We start from the raw sequence: 16,912 nt of genomic DNA, 5'->3' as shown, positions 1-16,912 counted from the left end.
GCACGGTGGGGCGGGTCGTTCTGTGGACCGGGAGGGCGGCGGGGGCACTGGTGGGGAGGCGCCTCACCCCTTCACGGCGCCGGCCAGCGCGTTCGAGCCGCCGAGGGTCCGCGAGACGAGGACGTACAACGCGATGACGGGCACCGAGTAGACGATCGAGAACGCCGCCAGCTGGCCGTACGCCACCGAGCCGTACTGCCCGAAGAAGTTGAAGATGCTCACGGCCGCCGGCTGCTTGTCGGGGCTGAGAAGCAGGACGAACGGCACGAAGAAGTTCCCCCAGGCCTGGATGAACACGAAGATGAACACCACGGCGATGCCCGGCCGCATGAGCGGCACCACGATGCGCGTCAGGGTCGAGAACATCGAGGCCCCGTCGGTCCACGCGGCCTCTTCGAGCGAGATCGGCACCGAGTCCATGAAGTTCTTCGCCATCCAGATCGCCATCGGCAGGCTGGTCGCGGCCAGGAAGAACACCGTGCCGCCGATCGAGTCGATCAGGTTCAGCGAGACGAACAGGCTGTAGACGGGGACCATCATCGCGGTGATGGGCAGGCCGGTGCCGAAGAGGATGCCGTAGAGGAACGGCTTGTTGATTCGCATCCGGTACCGCGAGAGCGGGTACGCCGCGAGGATCGCCACGACGACGGTCACCAGGGCGCAGCCGCCCGACACGATGAGGCTGTTGGCGAGCGGGACGAACGAGATCTCGGGCGTCAGCACGGCGGTGAAGTTGTCGAGCGTGAACTGCGACGGCACCTTCGCCGACAGCGTGGCCGACGGGTCGAACGAGGCCAGCAGCAGCCAGGCGAGCGGGACGGCGAAGCAGATCGCGATGACGATCAGCACGGCGTTCGAGACGGCCTTCATGCTGCGGCCGCTGGGTGAGGTCATGGCCATGGTCAGTCGACCTCCGGTTTGAGGGCTCTGATGTAGATGATCGAGAAGACCGCGCCGACGAGCAGCATGATCGTGGCGATGGCGGTCCCGAAGCCGAGCTGCGAGAACTGGAACGCCTCCTGGTAGGCCAGGATCGGCAGGGTCGTGCTGTTGACGCCGGGCCCGCCGCCGGTCATCACGTAGATCAAGGTGAACACCGAGAGCGTCTGCAACGTGGTCAGCATGAGGTTGGTCGAGATGCTCCGTCGGATGACCGGCAGCGTGATGAAGACCAGGCGTTGCCAACCGGTGGCGCCGTCGACCTCCGCCGACTCGGTGATCTCGGGGGGCACCTCCTGCACCGCCGCCGAGTAGACGAGCATCGAGAACGCGGCACCACGCCAGATGTTGGCGAGGATCACCGAGAGCATCGGCATCGCGTAGAGCCAGTTGGCGCCCGTGATGCCGAACCACGACAGGACCGTGTTGAGCGTGCCCGCGTCGTTGAAGAACGCGTACGCCGCGAAGGCGGCGACGATCTCGGGCAGCACCCACGCGGCGATGACGAACGTGCCGACGATCGAGCGCACGACCTTGTGGCCGTTCCGCATCAGTAGCGCGAGCCCCAGGCCGACGACGTTCTGGCCCACCACGGCCGAGAAGAAGACGAAGGCGAGCGTCAGCAGCACCGACTTCGGGAAGTCCGGGTCGGCGAACAGCTCGGTGTAGTTGCGGAACCCGATGAACTCCGAGCCGCCGGCGGCGTAGCCGGTCAGCGACGCGTCGGTGAACGAGCCGTAGAAGCTCGAGATGACGGGCCCCAGCAGGAACAGGGCCAGCAGGACGAAGGCCGGGACGAGCGGCAGGGTGCGGGCGCCGGTGCGCAGGGCGCGCGCCTTCGACGCCCCCGCCCGGCGACCCGGCTTCTCGCCGTGGGGCCCGGGGCCGGGCCCGGAGGCCCCCGGTCGGCCGCTCTCACGGCCGACCGGGGTGGGGGCGATGGTCGCCATGTGGCTAGTCCCCCGCCTTCTGCGTCTGGTCCTCACCGACGATGCCGACCAGCTGGTCGTCGAAGGCGGCGGCCGCCTCCTCGGGGCTCTGCTGGCCCGTCATGACGGCCTCCATCGCGACGGTGATCTCGTTCGAGATGCGGCTGTAGTCGGTGGTCGCCGGACGGAAGTGCGTCACCGGCACGATCGACGAGAAGAACTCGAAGGTCGGGTTGCTGCCGACGTACTCGGGGTCCTCGGCGACGTCGCTGCGCACCGCGATCTGGCTGGCGGCGATGTCGTAGCTCTGCGAACCGTCCTTGTCGAGGGCGTCGGCGATGAACTCGAACGCCTTGTCGGGGTTCTTGGTCTTCGAGCCGACGGCCAGCGTCCAGCCGCCCGACATGCTCGTCGCACCCGGCTTCGCACCGTCCTGGGTGGGCATCGGCGCCTGGCCCATCACGTCGTTCCACTCGGGCCACGGGTTGGTGCCGGTCTCCAGCCAGGTGCCGCTCATCCACGAGCCGTCGAGGGCGATCGCGAGCTTGCCCTGCGGAAGCCATTCCCCTCCGACGATGGTGGCGATGTTGGTGTCCAGCGCCTCCTCGGGTTTCGGTCCGATGCCGCCCTGGTAGACGTCCTCGATGAAGCCGAGCGAGTCGACGAAGCCCTGCGAGTCGGTGAGCCACTTGCCGGTCTCGTCGTCGTACAGGGTGCCGGTCGGCGTGCCGTACAGCAGCATCTCGAAGCCCTGCATGGTCGCGCCCTCGCCCTGCGGCTTGCCCGAGTACACGTTGAGCGGGACGACGTCGGGCACCTTCGCCTTGACCGTCTCGGCCGCGTCGAGCACGTCCTGCCAGGTCTTCGGCTCCCACGGCACGGGCAGGCCGGCCTGCGCGAAGAGGTCCTCGTTGTACCAGAGCGCCCGGGTGTCGGTGCCCATCGGGATGCCGTAGGTCTTGCCGTCCTCGCCGACGCCGGCCTCCTTGGCGTTGTCGTAGAACGCGTCCCAGTCCTCCCACGCGTCGGTGTACTCGTCGAGCGGCAGCAGGTAGCCGGCGGCTGCGTCGCTCTTGACCTTGAAGGTGTCCTCGTACATGACGTCGGGCGCGGTGGCCGCCGACCGGTTCATCAGCGCGAGCTTGGTGAAGTAGTCGTCGTTCTGCGCCGCGATGGGTACGAACTCGACCTTCATGCCGGGGTTGGCCGCCTCGAAGGTCTTCGCGGTCTCCTTCATGTGGGCGTCCATCTGCGTGAACGTCCCGAACTTCTGGTACGCGACCTTGATGGTGTCGGAGTCGCCGCTGCCGGCGCCCCCCGAGCAACCCGAGGCCAGCAGGGCCGTGGCGACCGCTGCGGCGGCGACGGCCAGTGCGCGCTTGCGCCCCCGGACCGAGGTGAACGTGCGTGACATGGTGCTCCTTTGCTCCAGTCGCGTCGGCGCCGGGCTGCTCTGCCCGACCGCGATGCGATTACTACATCGTATGGAGTAACTCGTGTCAAGACGTCGGCCCGCATCGGTCCGGTAACGGCGCCCGAGCCGAGGAGGCGCGGGTCGGGCCCCCGCGAGGCGCGGGTCGCGACCGCAGGAGGCGCGGGTCGGGACCCGAGGAGGCGCGGGTCGGCCCCGTCAGGCGCGGATCAGCAGGGCGGAGGGTCGCGGCGAGAACGTCTGGTCGAGCACGAGGCAGGCGGCTCCGACGGCCGCGACGTCGATGCCGATCGACGACTCGACGAGCCGGATCGGGTGCTTCGGGATCAGCGCCGGGTCGTCGCGGAGCGCGGCCGGCAGCACCGCGAGGACGTGCCGCGACAGCGGCGCCCAGAACGGGCCGCCGAAGACGACCTCGTCGAGGTCGAGCAGGTTGACGATGGTCACGAGGGCGCGCGCGAGGTGTCGGCCCGCGCCGTGCAGCACCCCGAGGGCGCCCGCGTCTCCCAGGTCGGCCTTGCCGACCAGGGCGCCGAACGCCTCGTCGATGCGGCGCATGTCGACGTCGTCCCCGCTGCGAGCCGCCTCGGCGAGCGCCTCGTCCGAGACGTCCCCCTCGAGCAGCACTCCCGTGGCCGCGGCCTCCCGCACGAGGGCGTGCGGCGTGATGAGCTCCCCGACGCAGCCGATGCGCCCGCAGGTGCATCGGTGGCCGTGGTCGTCGACCATCACGTGCCCCGAGTCCCCCGCGTTCGCGCTGGCCCCGCGCAGCACGTCGCCGCCGAGCACGAGCCCGGTGCCGTAACCGGTGCCGTAGTAGACGAAGGCGAAGTCGCTGCGCTCACCCGCGCCTCCGTCGCTGAGCCAGAGCTCGGCGACCGCGCAGGCCGTGACGTCCTTCTCGAGCAGCACCGGCAGACCGGTCGCCTCGCTGAGCGCCCGACGCAACGGCACGTGCCGCCAGAGGGGCATCATCGGGGGGTCGAGCACGAGACCCGGCTCGATGTCGACCGGGCCGGGCGAGGCGATGCCGACCCCCAGCAGCAGGTCGCGGTCGACGCCGCTCGTGACGACCAGCCCGTCGATGGCCCGTGCCATCAGGGCCACCACCTCGTCGGGTTCGCTGGCGGAGGGCGTCAACTCTCGGGCGTGGGCGACGACCGTGCCGACGAGGTCGAGCAGGACGAACGTCAGCACGGCCGGGTCGATGTGCACGCCCACGGCGAACCGCCCGCGGGACTCGAGCTGCAGCATGGTGCGGGGCTTGCCGGGACCGCTGATGACGGTACCGCTCTCGCGGATGAGCCCCGCCTCGATCAATCGGCGCGAGACGTTGGTCACGGCCTGGGGGCTGAGTCCGGTGCGTCCGGCGATCTCGGTCCGGCTGAGGCCCGCGCTCTCCCGCCGGATGGCGTCGAGCACGACCGACCGGTTGTAGCCGCCGATCGCCGGCAGGTTCGTCCCGCGGTTCATTCTCGTCATCATCCACGACGTCGGGGGGTCGCGCGCGCACCACCGCCGGTCATCCGCCCGACGGTGGTGCCCGTCGGGACGCCCCGTTACCCTGAACGCATGTCTGGACTGCGCCTCGAAGAACTGTCCGCCGCCACCGTCGTCGCGGCCAACAACCTCACCCTCAAGCCGGGGCAAGAGCAGTTCGTCGCCCCCGTCTCGCACTCGATCGCCGAGGCGTACGTCAACCCGACCACCGCCTGGCCCCGCGTCGTGGTCGACGACGACGACACGGTGGTCGGCTTCATCATGGGCAACTTCGACGCCGAGGCCGACGACGAGGCGCTGCGCAGCTGCATCTGGCGCATCAACGTCGAGGCCGACGCCCAGGGCCGGGGCATCGGCCGGTTCGCCGTGCACGCCCTCGCCGACGAGGCCCGCAGCCGCGGCTTCGACCGGGTCACCGTCATCTACGAGCCGGGTGACGACGGGCCCGAGGACTTCTTCCACCACATCGGCTTCGAGGTCATCGGCGAGACGCCCTACGGCGAGCACGTCGCGGGACTGACCCTGGCGTCGTCACAGGTCTGAGCCGGCACCGCGTGAGGTCGACGTCGTGACCCCGGGCGCCTCCGCCCGCGGCGGCGAGCCCGCGCCGCACCCCGGCCCCGACCCCGACCCCGACCCCGACCTGGCCCCCGGCCCCGCGCCCGCCCCCGACGACTTCGTCTCGCAGGTCGTCGCCGTCGTCGAGTCGATCCCGCCGGGCCGCGTGATGACCTACGGGTCGGTCGCCGCCGCCCTCGGGTCGCGGGCCTCCCGTGCCGTCGGCCAGGTGATGGCGTACGCCGGGGCCGACCTGCCCTGGTGGCGGGTGATCCGCGCCTCGGGCCACGCCCCGCGCGACCACGAGCAGCGCGCCCTCGAGCAGTACCGCGTCGAGGGCACGCCTCTGCTGTGGAGCCGGTCGGGCACCTTCCGCGTCGATCTGGAGCGCGCCTCCCACCGTCCCTGAGCGACTGCGCCACGAACCACCGGCATCACCGGGACGGGCGTGTTCGTCGGAGGCGGTCGTCCACGACCGCCCGCCTTCCCCGGCGCCGCCCGCCGTCGCCCGGGTCGCCTCAGCGCGTCCGGTCGTAGGGGGTCGTCGTCGACACGGCGACCAGACCCGACCGCTCGAGGATCGGACGCGAGTCGTCGGTCGAGTCGCTGTGCACGAGGGTCTTGCCCTGCGCGAGGGCAGAACGCGCGCGCGCCGCGGTCAACGCCCGGTAGATGCCCCGGTGGCGGTACGCCTCGAGCGTGGCGCCGCCCCAGATGCCGACGAAGTCCGTGCCGGGGACGGGTTCGAGCCGGCCTCCGCTGACCATCCGGCCGTCGACCTCGGCGACCCAGAGCTCCATGCCGTCGCCACGGCCCAACCGGGACAGCAGCGCGTCGGCCATCCGCGCGTCGACCGCCTCGCCGAACGCCTCGTCGACCATCGCACTCATCGCCCGCACGTCCGCCTCGGTGGCGACCCGACGCACCGTCACGCCCTCGGGCACCTCGCCGAGGCCCGCGAGTGCGGCGAGCGGCCCGATCATGATCGACTCGGGCTCGCCGGGTTCGAAACCCGAGGCCATGAGTGCGTCGTGCAGCCCGGGGGCACGGTCGTGCCCCCGGGTCTTCCACTCGATCCGGGTGATCTCGTCGTCGGCGTCGAAGTGCTCGACGGCGGCCGCCACCAGCGCGCGCACCGCGTCGGCGTCCGCGTCGCCGAGGTCGCTGTAGGTGACGAACCCGCGACCACCGGCGAAGGTGACGAGCCGCAACGGACCGTGGCGGGTGACCGCGATCGCGCTCGGCGTCTCGGCGTCGGTGCGGAGTTGCTCGTCGTAGGCCTGCAGGTAGCTCGTCGCGTCGGTCATCGAGGCCACGCTAGCCGAGCCCGGACGGCGGGCGGGGCCCGCCGTCCGGGCCCCGCCTCACACGAGCGAGTCGCGCCACGCGGCGTGGAGCTGCGCGAAGCGGCCGGTGCCCGCGATCAGGTCGTCGGGGGTGCCGTCCTCCACGATCTTGCCGTGCTCCATCACGAGCACCCGGTCGGCGATCGCGACCGTCGACAGGCGGTGCGCGATGATGACGGCGGTGCGGTCGGCGAGCAGCGTCTGCAGGGCCTCTTGCACCATGCGCTCGGACGGGATGTCGAGCGACGCGGTCGCCTCGTCGAGGATCAGCACGCTCGGGTTCGCGATGAACGCCCGGGCGAACGACAGCAACTGGCGTTGCCCGGCCGACACCCGGCCGCCGCGCTTGTTCACGTCGGTGTCGTACCCGTCGGGCAGGGCCTCGATGAACTCGTGCGCCCCGACCGCCTTCGCCGCCCGCACGATCTCGTCGCGCGTCGCGTCGGGCTTGCCGAGCGAGATGTTGTCGGCCACCGAACCCGAGAAGAGGTACGCCTCCTGCGTCACCATGACGATGGCGCGGCGGAGGTCCTTCGGGTGCAGGTCGCGCAGGTCGACGCCGTCGAGCGTCACGGCACCGCGCGTCGGGTCGTAGAAGCGCGAGATGAGCTTCGCCAACGTCGACTTGCCGGCCCCTGTCGACCCGACGAGGGCGATGGTCTGCCCCGCCGGCACGTGGAGGTCGAAGCCGGGCAGCACGACCGTGTCGGCGTTGTAGGCGAACTCGACGTCGTCGAAGTGCACCTGCCCCTTGGCGTTCCACAGGTCGACCGGGCGCGTCGGGTCGGGCACGCTCGGCTGCTCCTCGAGCACGCCCGAGATCTTCTCGAGCGCGGCCGACGCCGACTGGTAGCCGTTGTAGAACATGGCCATCTCTTCGGCCGGGTCGAAGAACCGCTTCGCGTACAGCGCCACCGCCAGCAGGGCACCGATCTCGAGCGAGCCGTCGATCACCCGGAAGCCGCCGAACAGCACGACCGCCGCGAGGGTCGCGTTGCCGATGAGCACCAGGCCCGGGTCGAAGGTGCCGAACAACGTGAACACCTTCGAGTTGGCCTGCCGGTAGTCCTCGACGTGACCGGCGTACTCCTTCTCGTTGCGCGCCTCCTTGCGGAAGGCCTGCACGGCACGCATGCCCGTCATCGTCTCGACGAAGTGCACGATGACGCGGGCGCTCGTGACGCGCGTCGCCCGGAACAGCTTCTGCGAGCGCACCTGGAACCACCGGGTCAACGCGACGAGCGGCACGAGGGCGACGGCGAGGACGAGGCCGCTCTGCGGGTCGAGCGCGACCAGGGCGATGGCGGTGAAGACCATGTACAGCAGGCCCGACACGAGCTGGTTGATGCCCGAGTCGAGCAGCTCGCGGATCGAGTCCAGGTCGCTCGTCTGGCGCGAGATGATGCGGCCCGACGTGTACGTCTCGTGGAACTCGAGGCTGAGCCGCTGCGTGTGCAGGAACAGCCGCTTGCGCAGGTCGAACAGGATCGCCTGGCTGATGCGCGCCGACAGCACCGTGTACTGCGCCATCAGCACCGCACCGATCACGCCGGTCACCAGGTAGGCGACCACGACGAGGATCGCCGGTGCCCAGTCCTGGTCGTCCATCAGGGCCGGCAGGGCGGTGTCGATGCCGATCGCGATCAGGGCCGGCCCCGCGACCTGCGAGGCCGTGCTGATCACGACGACGACGCCCATCAACGCGAGTCGCCAGCGCAGCGGGTGCACGAGCGAGCCGAGGAGGCGCAGCGACCGACGGCGGAGCCTCTTGCTCTCGTCCTTGGTGAAGTTCTCGCGCTCCTCGCCGCGGACGCCCTGCGTCGTCGAGCCCTGCTCGGCGCGCTTCTCGGCCGGCGTGCGGCCGTCCAACGCCTCGCGCTCGACGGGGCCGTCGGCGACCGCCGGACGATCGGGACGGTCGTCCTCGAGTGTCGTGTCGGTCATGCGAGCACCTCCTCTCGGGTGGTGGTGGAGTCGTCGTCGAGCGACGAGATGACGTAGCGGTAGTGCTCGTTGCTCGCGATGAGGTCGGAGTGCCGGCCCACCGCGGTGACCGTGCCGTTCTGGAGCAGCGCGACCCGGTCGGCCAGGGTCACCGTCGACGGCCGGTGCGCGACGATCAGCGAGGTCGTGGACGCGAGCACGCGTCGCAGACCGGCCTCGACCCGCGCCTCGGTGTCGACGTCGAGGGCCGACAACGGGTCGTCGAGCACCAGCACGGCCGGGCGCGCGGCGATGGCACGTGCCAGCGCGAGGCGCTGACGCTGGCCGCCGGACAGGCTGAGGCCCTCTTCACCCACGCGGGTGTCGACGCCCTCGGGCAGCCGCTCGACGAAGTCGGCCTGCGCGATCTCGAGTGCCTCGCGCATCACCCGGTCGGCCTCGTCGGCGTCGTCGGCGAGGTCGGGGCGACCGAGCAGGACGTTGTCACGGACGGACGCACTGAACAGCGTCGCGTCCTCGAAGGCCATGCCGATGTGACGGCGGAGCTCTTCACGGCTGAGGTCGCGGACGTCGACACCGTCGATCAGGACCTGCCCGCCGGTGACGTCGTATAGCCGGGACACGAGCGACAGGAGCGTCGTCTTGCCCGAACCGGTGAGACCGACGAGGGCCATCGTCTCGCCGGGCTCGACGACGAGGTCGACCCCGTTGACGAGGTCGGAGAACTGGGCCGGCGAGTCCTGGTACCGGAAGTGCGTGCCCTTGAACTCGAGTCGACCGTGGGGTTCGGCGATCGTCGCCGGGTCCTCGGGGTCGGTCACCGTGTTCTCGCTGTCCATCACCTCGAAGTAGCGGTCGACGGCCGTGCGGGTGTCGAAGGTCATCGACAGGAGGAAGCCGATCGACTCGACCGGCCAGCGCAGCACGGTCGCCGTCGCGAAGAAGGCGAACAGCTGGCCGACGGTCAGCTGGCCGTCGGCGGCCAACCAGACGCCGCCGAGCAGACAGAGCGCGAAGGCCACGTCGGGGACGAGCAGCAGCCAGAGCCACAGCTTCGAGATGGCCTTCGCCTTCTCGATCTCGGTCCCACGGAGGTCCTCGGCCTGCTTGGCGAACTCGCGCAGCGAGTGCTTGCCGCGACCGAAGGCCTTGAGCACGCGGATGCCGTGGACGCTCTCCTCGACGCTGGTCGCCAGGTCGCCGACCTGGTCCTGGCTGCGGCGGGCGACGACCGAGTAGCGCTTCTCGAACGCGAAGCTGACGAAGAACACGGGCAGCGACGCCACGAGGAAGACGAGGCCGAGCACCCAGCTGTACGAGAACAGGACGACGAAGCCGACGACGATCGTGAGCACGTTGACCACGAGCAGCACGACGCCGAACGCGAGCCAGCGGCGGATGAGGCTCAGGTCGCTGACCGACCGGCTGAGCAGCTGACCGCTCTGCCAACGGTCGTGGAACGACACCGGCAGGTCTTGCAGCTTGGCGTAGAGGGCGTTGCGCATGGTCGCCTCGACGTGCGTGCTCGGTGTGAGCACCAGGCGACGGCGGGCACCGATCAGGATCGCCTCGGCCACTCCGAGGCCCAGCACGACGGCGAACGCGGGCCAGACCTGCGATCGGTCCCCGCTCGACAGGGGGCCGTCGACGAGCAGTTGCAGGACGAGGGGGATCAGCAGGGCGACGACGGCGGCGAGCAGGGCCGCGACCATGCCCAGCACGATGCGGGGCAGGGCCGGCTTGACGTAGGGGTGGAGCCGCACGAGCGACTGCACCGTCGAGGGGCGCTTCGCCGGGTCGGGCGGGCGTGCGGACGAGGACTTCTGAGACATGGGTGATCCAAGTGTCGTGATCTGGCACGGGCGACCGAACGGAGCGGTGACCCGTGGTGGAGAAGGTGGTGCGGCGACCGTCCGGGGAGGACGCGCGGTCCCCGCGGTCGCGCCCGGAGACGTCGGCGGGCGGTGTGTCGGAGGGGTGCCGGTGGGCGGCGGACCGTCTCGTCTAGACGATCGGCGCCGGGCTCGGAGACGCCGAGGAGGCGCGACCCACGCGAGCACCGTCGGTGGCCGTGCCCACCGTGGTCAGTGTCGTCGTCGTCATCATGTCCTCCTGAGTGTCGTCATCCGTCCGTGCGGTCGTGTCCGACCGGCTGTGAGCAGCCTTACAGGATATGCGTGCCGTCGACTCCGCCGCAAGACGGAACGGTTCGGAATCGTGGACGACGCGACGCGCGCCTCCGGGGCCCCGGGCGACGAAGGCCTAGTGGAAGAAGTGGCGCTCGCCCGTGAAGTACATGGTCACGCCGGCAGCCTTCGCCGCGGCCACGACCTCGTCGTCGCGGATCGACCCGCCGGGCTGGACGACCGCGGCCACGCCGGCGTCGAGCAGCACCTGCAGGCCGTCGGCGAAGGGGAAGAACGCGTCGGACGCCGCGACCGACCCGGCGGCACGTGCACCGGCGCGGTCGACCGCGAGGTGGCACGAGTCGACGCGGTTGACCTGGCCCATGCCCACCCCGACGGACGCGCCGCCCGAGGCGAGCAGGATCGCGTTCGACTTGACGGCGCGCGAGGCCTTCCAGGCGAACTCGAGGTCGGCTCTCGTCGAGGCGTCGGCCTCGTCACCCGCCACCAGCGTCCAGCCGTCGGACGTGAACGCGTCGAACCGGTCGGCGTCCTGGACGAGCAGGCCACCCGAGATCTGCTTGACCTCGCGCGCGTCGCGGGTGAAGTCGGCGGGCAGGGTCAGCAGGCGGATGTTCTTCTTCGCGCTGAGGATCTCGACGGCCTCGGGCTCGAACGCCGGGGCGATGACGACCTCGGTGAAGATGTCCGCGACGGTCTCGGCCATGGCGCGGGTCACCGGGCGGTTGGCTGCGATGACGCCGCCGAACGCGGAGACGGGGTCGCACGCGTGCGCCCGCTGGTGCGCGTCGGCGATGGCGTCGACGGCGTCGGGCGAGGCCACGGCGATGCCGCACGGGTTCGCGTGCTTGATGATCGCGACGGCGGGCTCGTCGAAGTCGTAGGCGGCGCGCAGGGCCGCGTCCGCGTCGACGTAGTTGTTGTACGACATCGCCTTGCCGTGCAGCTGCGTCGCCTGCGCGATGCCGTGCGCCCCGGGCGTCGCGTAGATCGCGGCGGCCTGGTGGGAGTTCTCGCCGTAGCGGAGGGTGTCCTGCAGCTCGGCCGAGACGGTGACCGTGGGCTCGAAGCCGGCCCGCGCCTCCTGCTCGTCGACGACGGACGAGGAGGCGCCGGTCGCCGCGGCGGACGCGTCGGCCTCGGCGCGCACACCCACGTGTGCGGCGAAGTACGCCGCGACTGCCGTGTCGTACGCGGCCGTGTGGGCGAAGGCCTCGCCGGCCAGGCGCTGACGCTGGGCGAGGGTCGTGCCCCCCAGCGTGAGCGCCTTCTCGATCTGCGGGTAGTTCGTCGGCGAGACGACGATCGCGACGTTGGCGTGGTTCTTCGCGGCGGCCCGGACCATCGCGGGCCCCCCGATGTCGACGTTCTCGATGACGGTCGGCACGTCGGCACCCGAGGCGACGGTCTCGACGAACGGGTAGAGGTTGACGACGACGAGCTCGAACGCGGCGATGTCGAGTTCGGCCAGCTGCACCTCGTGCGACTCGAGCCGCAGGTCGGCGAGGATGCCGGCGTGCACCGCGGGGTGCAGCGTCTTGACGCGGCCGTCCAGCGACTCGGGGAACCCGGTGACGCTGCTGACCTCGGTGACGGCGTGGCCGGCGTCCCGGATGGTCTGGGCGGTCGAGCCGGTCGACACGATCTCGACGCCGGAGGCCGAGAGGGCGGCGGCCAGGTCGAGCAGGCCGGTCTTGTCGCTGACGCTGATCAGGGCACGACGCACGGTCACGGCGTCACGGTCGCGGTAGAGGCTGGGGTCGATGGCGTGGCCGCTCATGCGGTGGGCTCCTGTTCGAGGGTGGTCGTTCCGTTGGCGATGTCGAGCACGGTCTGGACGAGCAGTTCGCGCTCGACGACCTTGATGCGGTCGTGCAGCGACGACTCGTCGTCGCCGGGCAGGACGGGGATGCGACGCTGGGCGAGGATCGGGCCGCTGTCGACGCCCTCGTCGACGACGATGACGCTCGCGCCCGTCTGCTCGACGCCCGCCGCGAGCGCGTCGCGCACGCCGTGCGCGCCGGGGAACTCGGGCAGGTAGGCGGGGTGCGTGTTGATCAGGTTCGGTGCCAGGGCGGCGACGACCCGTGGCGGCACGAGTCGCATGAAACCGCTGAGCACGACGAGGTCGGGCTGCCACTGCTCGATCTGGGCCAGCAGCTCGTCACCCCAGGCGGCACGGTCGGCGAAGTTCGAGAAGGCGACTGAGAAGGTCGGCACCCCGAAGTGCTCGGCGTGCTCGAAGCCGTCGGCCTCGCGGTCGGCGCCGACGGCGACCACCCGGGCGGGGTACTCGGCGTCGCTCGCGGCCTCGAGCAGAGCCCGGAGGTTCGAGCCGCCACCGGAGATGAGCACCACGAGCTTGAGCACCCGGCAAGCCTAGCGGCCCGGGCGCGCGCACCGGGGGGGGCGGTCGGCGGTCCGTCGGACGACGGCGTCAGCGCGTGATGCCCTCGATGCGCTCGGTGTCGTCGCCGTCGCGCCGCAGGGTGGTCACGGGCACAGGGCCCGTCGGCGTGGTGTCGTCGACGACCGGGTCGTCGTGCCGCTTCGCGCCGAAGCCGTCCGGCGTCGTCTCGGCTCGATCACCCGCGAACCTCGGTGGCGTCACGACCATCGCGAGCACGCCGGCGACGGCGAACTCGAGCGCCGCGAACCCGCCGACCAGCAGCGGGTCGGGTCCGACGTCGGTCAGGCGTCCGGGCCCGGCCGAGCCGGAGGCCGCCCAGGCGAGCAGACCGAGCAGCGCTCCCCCGACGAGCCCGCCGACGACCGCGACGACGATGCGACGGACCAGGTCGTCGACCCCGTACCCGGCGAGCATCCGTTGCAGCCGCGGCCTCAGGAGGGTCGCGCAGACGTACGCGGCGACGACCGGGACCAGCAGCCCGACGAAACCGAACGTCAGGTCGGCGGTGGGCAGGGCGCCGAGGAAGGGGATCGCGGGCATCGGGCCGACGGCGGTGCCCAGGGGCGAGATCGACGACCCGGTGCCGATGGCGAAGCCGGGGCCGACCAGCCACGACGCCGCCCACACGACGACGTCGGGGAGCAGGGCGAGTTGACCGAGCGTCAACGCGAGCCCTCCGAGGAACCCGCCGTGCGCGCCTTCGTACAGGGTGATGATCTGGGCGTAGTTCGTCACGATGAGCACCGAGACGATCAGGGCCGACACGGCCAGGACGGCGGATGCGGCCACGGTCCCGAGCCGCAGTCCGGCGGCCGCGATGCCGGTCACCTGTCGGGGCAGTCGCGACAGGAGCCCGATCACGGCACCGGTGACCGGGTCGGCGGCCTCGCCCCGACGCCGGCGCGTGACCTCCGCCATGGCCACGACGGGCACGGCGTACACGAGCGCGGGCAGGAGCGTGCCCTGCCACAACGACGGGCGTGCGAGCTCGTGCTGCGCGGAGGCCGCCAGGGCGAGGGACAGCAGGGCGAAGGTGCCGATGGTCACGAGCACGCCCGTCAGGCGGTGCGCGGTCTCGGCCGCGGCGCGGCCCGCGCGGACGCCCATCAGCACCGTGAGCAGGGCGAAGCCGAGCGCGGCCAGAGAGACGACGATGGGAGCGTCCGCCCCGGGGATGCCGGTCGCCGCGGCCGCGTCGGCGCTGAGCTGGACGGTCAGGTCGGCGCCGTGCCCGACGAGCCACGAGTCGACGGCTGCGCGCCAGAAGACGACCCAGTCGATCTGCAGGCCGTACTGGAACGCCCAGAGCGAGGTCAGCACGACGAGGGGGATGCCGACGCCGATGGCCACGACGAGCAGGGCTTCGAGCGCGGAGAAGAGAGCGGTGACTGGGCGGTTCATCGCGAGCGACTGTACCGGTGCCGACCGGGGCCGGCCTGCTGCCCCGCCGCCCGCGACGACGACGCCGCTCCGCACCCGCCGGCCCGCACGCACGACGACGGGCGTGTCCGTCGTGACCGGCGTCCGAGGACGACCGGCGGTGACGAACACGCCCGTCGAGGAGGCGCGGGTCGGCCCCTACAGGGAGGCGTAGACCTCGCGGAGCAGCGCCGCGGTCTCGCTCGGCGTCTTGCCGACCTTGACGCCGGCGGCTTCGAGCGCCTCTTTCTTCGCCTGGGCGGTGCCGGCCGAGCCGGACACGATCGCACCGGCGTGACCCATCGTCTTGCCCTCGGGGGCGGTGAAGCCCGCGACGTAGCCGACGACGGGCTTGGTGACGTGTGCCTTGATGTAGTCGGCGGCACGCTCTTCGGCGTCGCCGCCGATCTCGCCGATCATGACGATCGCCTTGGTGTCGGGGTCGGCCTCGAACGCCTCGAGGGCGTCGATGTGCGTCGTGCCGATGACCGGGTCGCCACCGATGCCGATGGCGGTCGAGAAGCCGAGGTCGCGCAGCTCGAACATCATCTGGTAGGTCAGGGTGCCCGACTTCGAGACCAGGCCGATGGGCCCCGAGCCCGAGATCGAGGCGGGCGTGATGCCCACCAGCGACTCGCCGGGCGTGATGATGCCGGGGCAGTTCGGGCCGATGATGCGGGTCGTCCCGCCCTTGGCCTTGGCGAGCGCCCAGAACTCGGCGCTGTCCTGCACGGGGATGCCCTCGGTGATGACGACGACGAGCGGCACCTCGGCCTCGATGGCCTCGACGACGGCGTCCTTGGCGAACGCCGGCGGCACGAAGACGATCGAGACGTCCGCGCCGGTCTCGGCGACGGCCTCGGTGACGGTGCCGAAGACGGGGAGCTCGACGTCACCGTGGGTGACGGTCGTACCGGCCTTGCGGGCGTTCACGCCGCCCACGACCTGCGTGCCCGCCTTGAGCATGAGTGCGGTGTGCTTGGTGCCCTCGCCGCCGGTGATGCCCTGGACGATGACCTTGCTGTCCTTGTTGAGGAAGATCGACATTGTTCTGTGCAGTCCTTACTTCGAAGCCAGCTCGGCGGCCTTGTCGGCAGCCTCGTCCATGGTCGCGACGACGGTGACCAGCGGGTGGGCCGCCTCCGCCAGGATGCGTCGACCCTCGTCGACGTTGTTGCCGTCGAGTCGCACGACGAGCGGCTTGGTGGCCGCGTCGCCGAGGATGCCGAGGGCGGCGACGATGCCGTTGGCGACCGCGTCACAGGCGGTGATGCCACCGAAGACGTTGACGAAGACGCTCTTGACCTGGGCGTCGCCCAGGATCACGTCGAGCCCCGCCGCCATGACCTCGGCGCTCGCTCCGCCGCCGATGTCGAGGAAGTTGGCGGGCTTGACGCCGCCGTGCGCCTCGCCGGCGTACGCGACGACGTCGAGCGTCGACATGACGAGACCCGCACCGTTGCCGATGATGCCGACCTCGCCGTCGAGCTTCACGTAGTTGAGGCCGGCGGCCTTGGCCTTCGCCTCGAGCGGGTCGGCCGCGTCGGCGTCCTCGAGCTCGGCGTGGCCGGGGTGACGGAACTCGGCGTTCTCGTCGATGGAGACCTTGCCGTCGAGGGCGACGATGTCGCCCTGCTCGGTGAGCACGAGCGGGTTGACCTCGACGAGGGTCGCGTCCTCGCCCTCGTAGACGGCGTAGAGCTTCACCAGGACGGGGGCGACCTTCTCGACGAGCTCGTCGGGGAACCCGCCGGCCTTCGCGATCTCGGTGGCCTTCGCGAGGTCGATGCCCGCGCGGGGGTCGACCTCGATGCGCGCCAACGCGTCGGGCTTCTCGACGGCGAGCTGCTCGATCTCCATGCCGCCCTCGACGCTGCAGAGCGACAGGTACGAACGGTTGGCACGGTCGAGCAGCACCGAGAAGTAGAACTCGCGGGCGATCTGGGCGCCGCCGGCGATCATGACGCGCTTGACGACGTGGCCCTTGATGTCGAGCCCGAGGATGTCCTTCGCCGCGGCCTCGGCGTCGTCCGGGGTCTTCGCCACCTTGACGCCGCCGGCCTTGCCCCGGCCGCCGACCTTGACCTGGGCCTTCACGACGGTGACGCCACCCAGCTTCTCGGACGCCGCTCGCGCCTCCTCGGGGGTGTCGGCCACGATGCCCGGCAGCACGGGCACGCCGTACTGCTCGAACAGGTCTCTGGCCTGGTACTCGAAAAGATCCACGCTGTTCTTCCAATCCGCATCGCTGCGTCGTCTCACCATGATCCGTCTCGACATCGAGCCAT

At 71.0% G+C, this 16,912-nt stretch carries 14 protein-coding genes; 2 read left to right on the top strand and 12 right to left on the bottom strand.

From position 1 onward, the window contains the following. Positions 1-63 precede the first annotated feature (63 nt). The 4 genes from ACVJ1F_RS09805 to ACVJ1F_RS09790 all read right to left on the bottom strand — a co-directional run bounded on the left by ACVJ1F_RS09805 (position 64) and on the right by ACVJ1F_RS09790 (position 4,773). Positions 64-900, bottom strand: a complete 837-nt coding sequence (locus ACVJ1F_RS09805; protein ID WP_043594260.1) for a carbohydrate ABC transporter permease — start codon at positions 898-900, stop codon at positions 64-66. Positions 901-902: 2 nt separating this feature from the next. Then, on the bottom strand, positions 903-1,889 hold the full coding sequence (locus ACVJ1F_RS09800; RefSeq protein WP_056043381.1) for a carbohydrate ABC transporter permease: 987 nt from the start codon (positions 1,887-1,889) through the stop codon (positions 903-905). 4 nt (positions 1,890-1,893) lie between these two features. Next, positions 1,894-3,282: an extracellular solute-binding protein gene (locus tag ACVJ1F_RS09795; RefSeq protein ID WP_456885842.1), complete on the bottom strand. Its 1,389-nt coding sequence runs from the start codon at positions 3,280-3,282 to the stop codon at positions 1,894-1,896. A 216-nt stretch (positions 3,283-3,498) separates the two neighbouring features. After that, positions 3,499-4,773 carry an ROK family transcriptional regulator gene (locus tag ACVJ1F_RS09790; protein WP_402752722.1) on the bottom strand — a complete coding sequence of 425 codons (1,275 nt, stop codon included), beginning with the start codon at positions 4,771-4,773 and terminating at the stop codon, positions 3,499-3,501. A 99-nt stretch (positions 4,774-4,872) separates the two neighbouring features. Here ACVJ1F_RS09790 and ACVJ1F_RS09785 point away from each other — a divergent pair, with 99 nt between their 5' ends. Together ACVJ1F_RS09785 and ACVJ1F_RS09780 are read left to right on the top strand one after the other, a co-directional pair. Further along, complete coding sequence (locus tag ACVJ1F_RS09785) at positions 4,873-5,343, top strand: GNAT family N-acetyltransferase (protein WP_043594266.1); 471 nt, start codon at positions 4,873-4,875, stop codon at positions 5,341-5,343. 25 nt (positions 5,344-5,368) lie between these two features. After that, complete coding sequence (locus ACVJ1F_RS09780) at positions 5,369-5,767, top strand: MGMT family protein (protein WP_456885839.1); 399 nt, start codon at positions 5,369-5,371, stop codon at positions 5,765-5,767. A 109-nt stretch (positions 5,768-5,876) separates the two neighbouring features. Here the strand turns inward: ACVJ1F_RS09780 and ACVJ1F_RS09775 are convergent, their stop codons facing one another. The 8 genes from ACVJ1F_RS09775 to sucC all read right to left on the bottom strand — a co-directional run bounded on the left by ACVJ1F_RS09775 (position 5,877) and on the right by sucC (position 16,850). Next, positions 5,877-6,665, bottom strand: coding sequence for a GNAT family N-acetyltransferase (locus tag ACVJ1F_RS09775; protein WP_456885837.1), 789 nt, complete (start codon positions 6,663-6,665; stop codon positions 5,877-5,879). Positions 6,666-6,722: 57 nt separating this feature from the next. Beyond that, on the bottom strand, positions 6,723-8,648 hold the full coding sequence (locus ACVJ1F_RS09770; protein ID WP_456885835.1) for an ABC transporter ATP-binding protein: 1,926 nt from the start codon (positions 8,646-8,648) through the stop codon (positions 6,723-6,725). Next, on the bottom strand, positions 8,645-10,480 hold the full coding sequence (locus tag ACVJ1F_RS09765) for an ABC transporter ATP-binding protein (RefSeq protein WP_456885833.1): 1,836 nt from the start codon (positions 10,478-10,480) through the stop codon (positions 8,645-8,647). Before ACVJ1F_RS09765 ends, ACVJ1F_RS09770 begins: the two co-directional genes overlap by 4 nt. 430 nt (positions 10,481-10,910) lie before the next feature. Continuing rightward, entirely contained in the window at positions 10,911-12,575 is a 1,665-nt protein-coding gene (gene purH, locus ACVJ1F_RS09760; protein ID WP_456885831.1) for a bifunctional phosphoribosylaminoimidazolecarboxamide formyltransferase/IMP cyclohydrolase, read from the bottom strand. Beyond that, complete coding sequence (purN, locus tag ACVJ1F_RS09755; protein ID WP_054147430.1) at positions 12,572-13,165, bottom strand: phosphoribosylglycinamide formyltransferase; 594 nt, start codon at positions 13,163-13,165, stop codon at positions 12,572-12,574. The genes purH and purN overlap by 4 nt, the downstream gene beginning before the upstream one ends. A gap of 67 nt (positions 13,166-13,232) precedes the next feature. Further along, a complete protein-coding gene (locus tag ACVJ1F_RS09750; RefSeq protein WP_456885829.1) occupies positions 13,233-14,606 on the bottom strand; it encodes a cell division protein PerM in 1,374 nt (457 codons plus the stop codon). 177 nt (positions 14,607-14,783) lie between these two features. Next, on the bottom strand, positions 14,784-15,671 hold the full coding sequence (gene sucD, locus ACVJ1F_RS09745; protein ID WP_043594275.1) for a succinate--CoA ligase subunit alpha: 888 nt from the start codon (positions 15,669-15,671) through the stop codon (positions 14,784-14,786). Positions 15,672-15,686: 15 nt separating this feature from the next. After that, entirely contained in the window at positions 15,687-16,850 is a 1,164-nt protein-coding gene (gene sucC / locus ACVJ1F_RS09740) for an ADP-forming succinate--CoA ligase subunit beta (RefSeq protein WP_056043401.1), read from the bottom strand. Positions 16,851-16,912 lie beyond the last annotated feature (62 nt).

Source organism: Frigoribacterium sp. 2355, assembly GCF_054060695.1.
The sequence above is the reverse complement of the archived record's forward strand: the minus strand, read 5'-3'. Positions and strand labels throughout refer to the sequence as shown.

Coding starts and splice junctions, on each gene's coding strand:
- ACVJ1F_RS09805 (WP_043594260.1), bottom strand. CDS start 900: ATGGCCATGACCTCACCCAGCGGCCGCAGCATGAAGGCCGTCTCGAAC.
- ACVJ1F_RS09800 (WP_056043381.1), bottom strand. CDS start 1,889: ATGGCGACCATCGCCCCCACCCCGGTCGGCCGTGAGAGCGGCCGACCG.
- ACVJ1F_RS09795 (WP_456885842.1), bottom strand. CDS start 3,282: ATGTCACGCACGTTCACCTCGGTCCGGGGGCGCAAGCGCGCACTGGCC.
- ACVJ1F_RS09790 (WP_402752722.1), bottom strand. CDS start 4,773: ATGAACCGCGGGACGAACCTGCCGGCGATCGGCGGCTACAACCGGTCG.
- ACVJ1F_RS09785 (WP_043594266.1), top strand. CDS start 4,873: ATGTCTGGACTGCGCCTCGAAGAACTGTCCGCCGCCACCGTCGTCGCG.
- ACVJ1F_RS09775 (WP_456885837.1), bottom strand. CDS start 6,665: ATGACCGACGCGACGAGCTACCTGCAGGCCTACGACGAGCAACTCCGC.
- ACVJ1F_RS09770 (WP_456885835.1), bottom strand. CDS start 8,648: ATGACCGACACGACACTCGAGGACGACCGTCCCGATCGTCCGGCGGTC.
- ACVJ1F_RS09765 (WP_456885833.1), bottom strand. CDS start 10,480: ATGTCTCAGAAGTCCTCGTCCGCACGCCCGCCCGACCCGGCGAAGCGC.
- purH (WP_456885831.1), bottom strand. CDS start 12,575: ATGAGCGGCCACGCCATCGACCCCAGCCTCTACCGCGACCGTGACGCC.
- ACVJ1F_RS09750 (WP_456885829.1), bottom strand. CDS start 14,606: ATGAACCGCCCAGTCACCGCTCTCTTCTCCGCGCTCGAAGCCCTGCTC.
- sucD (WP_043594275.1), bottom strand. CDS start 15,671: ATGTCGATCTTCCTCAACAAGGACAGCAAGGTCATCGTCCAGGGCATC.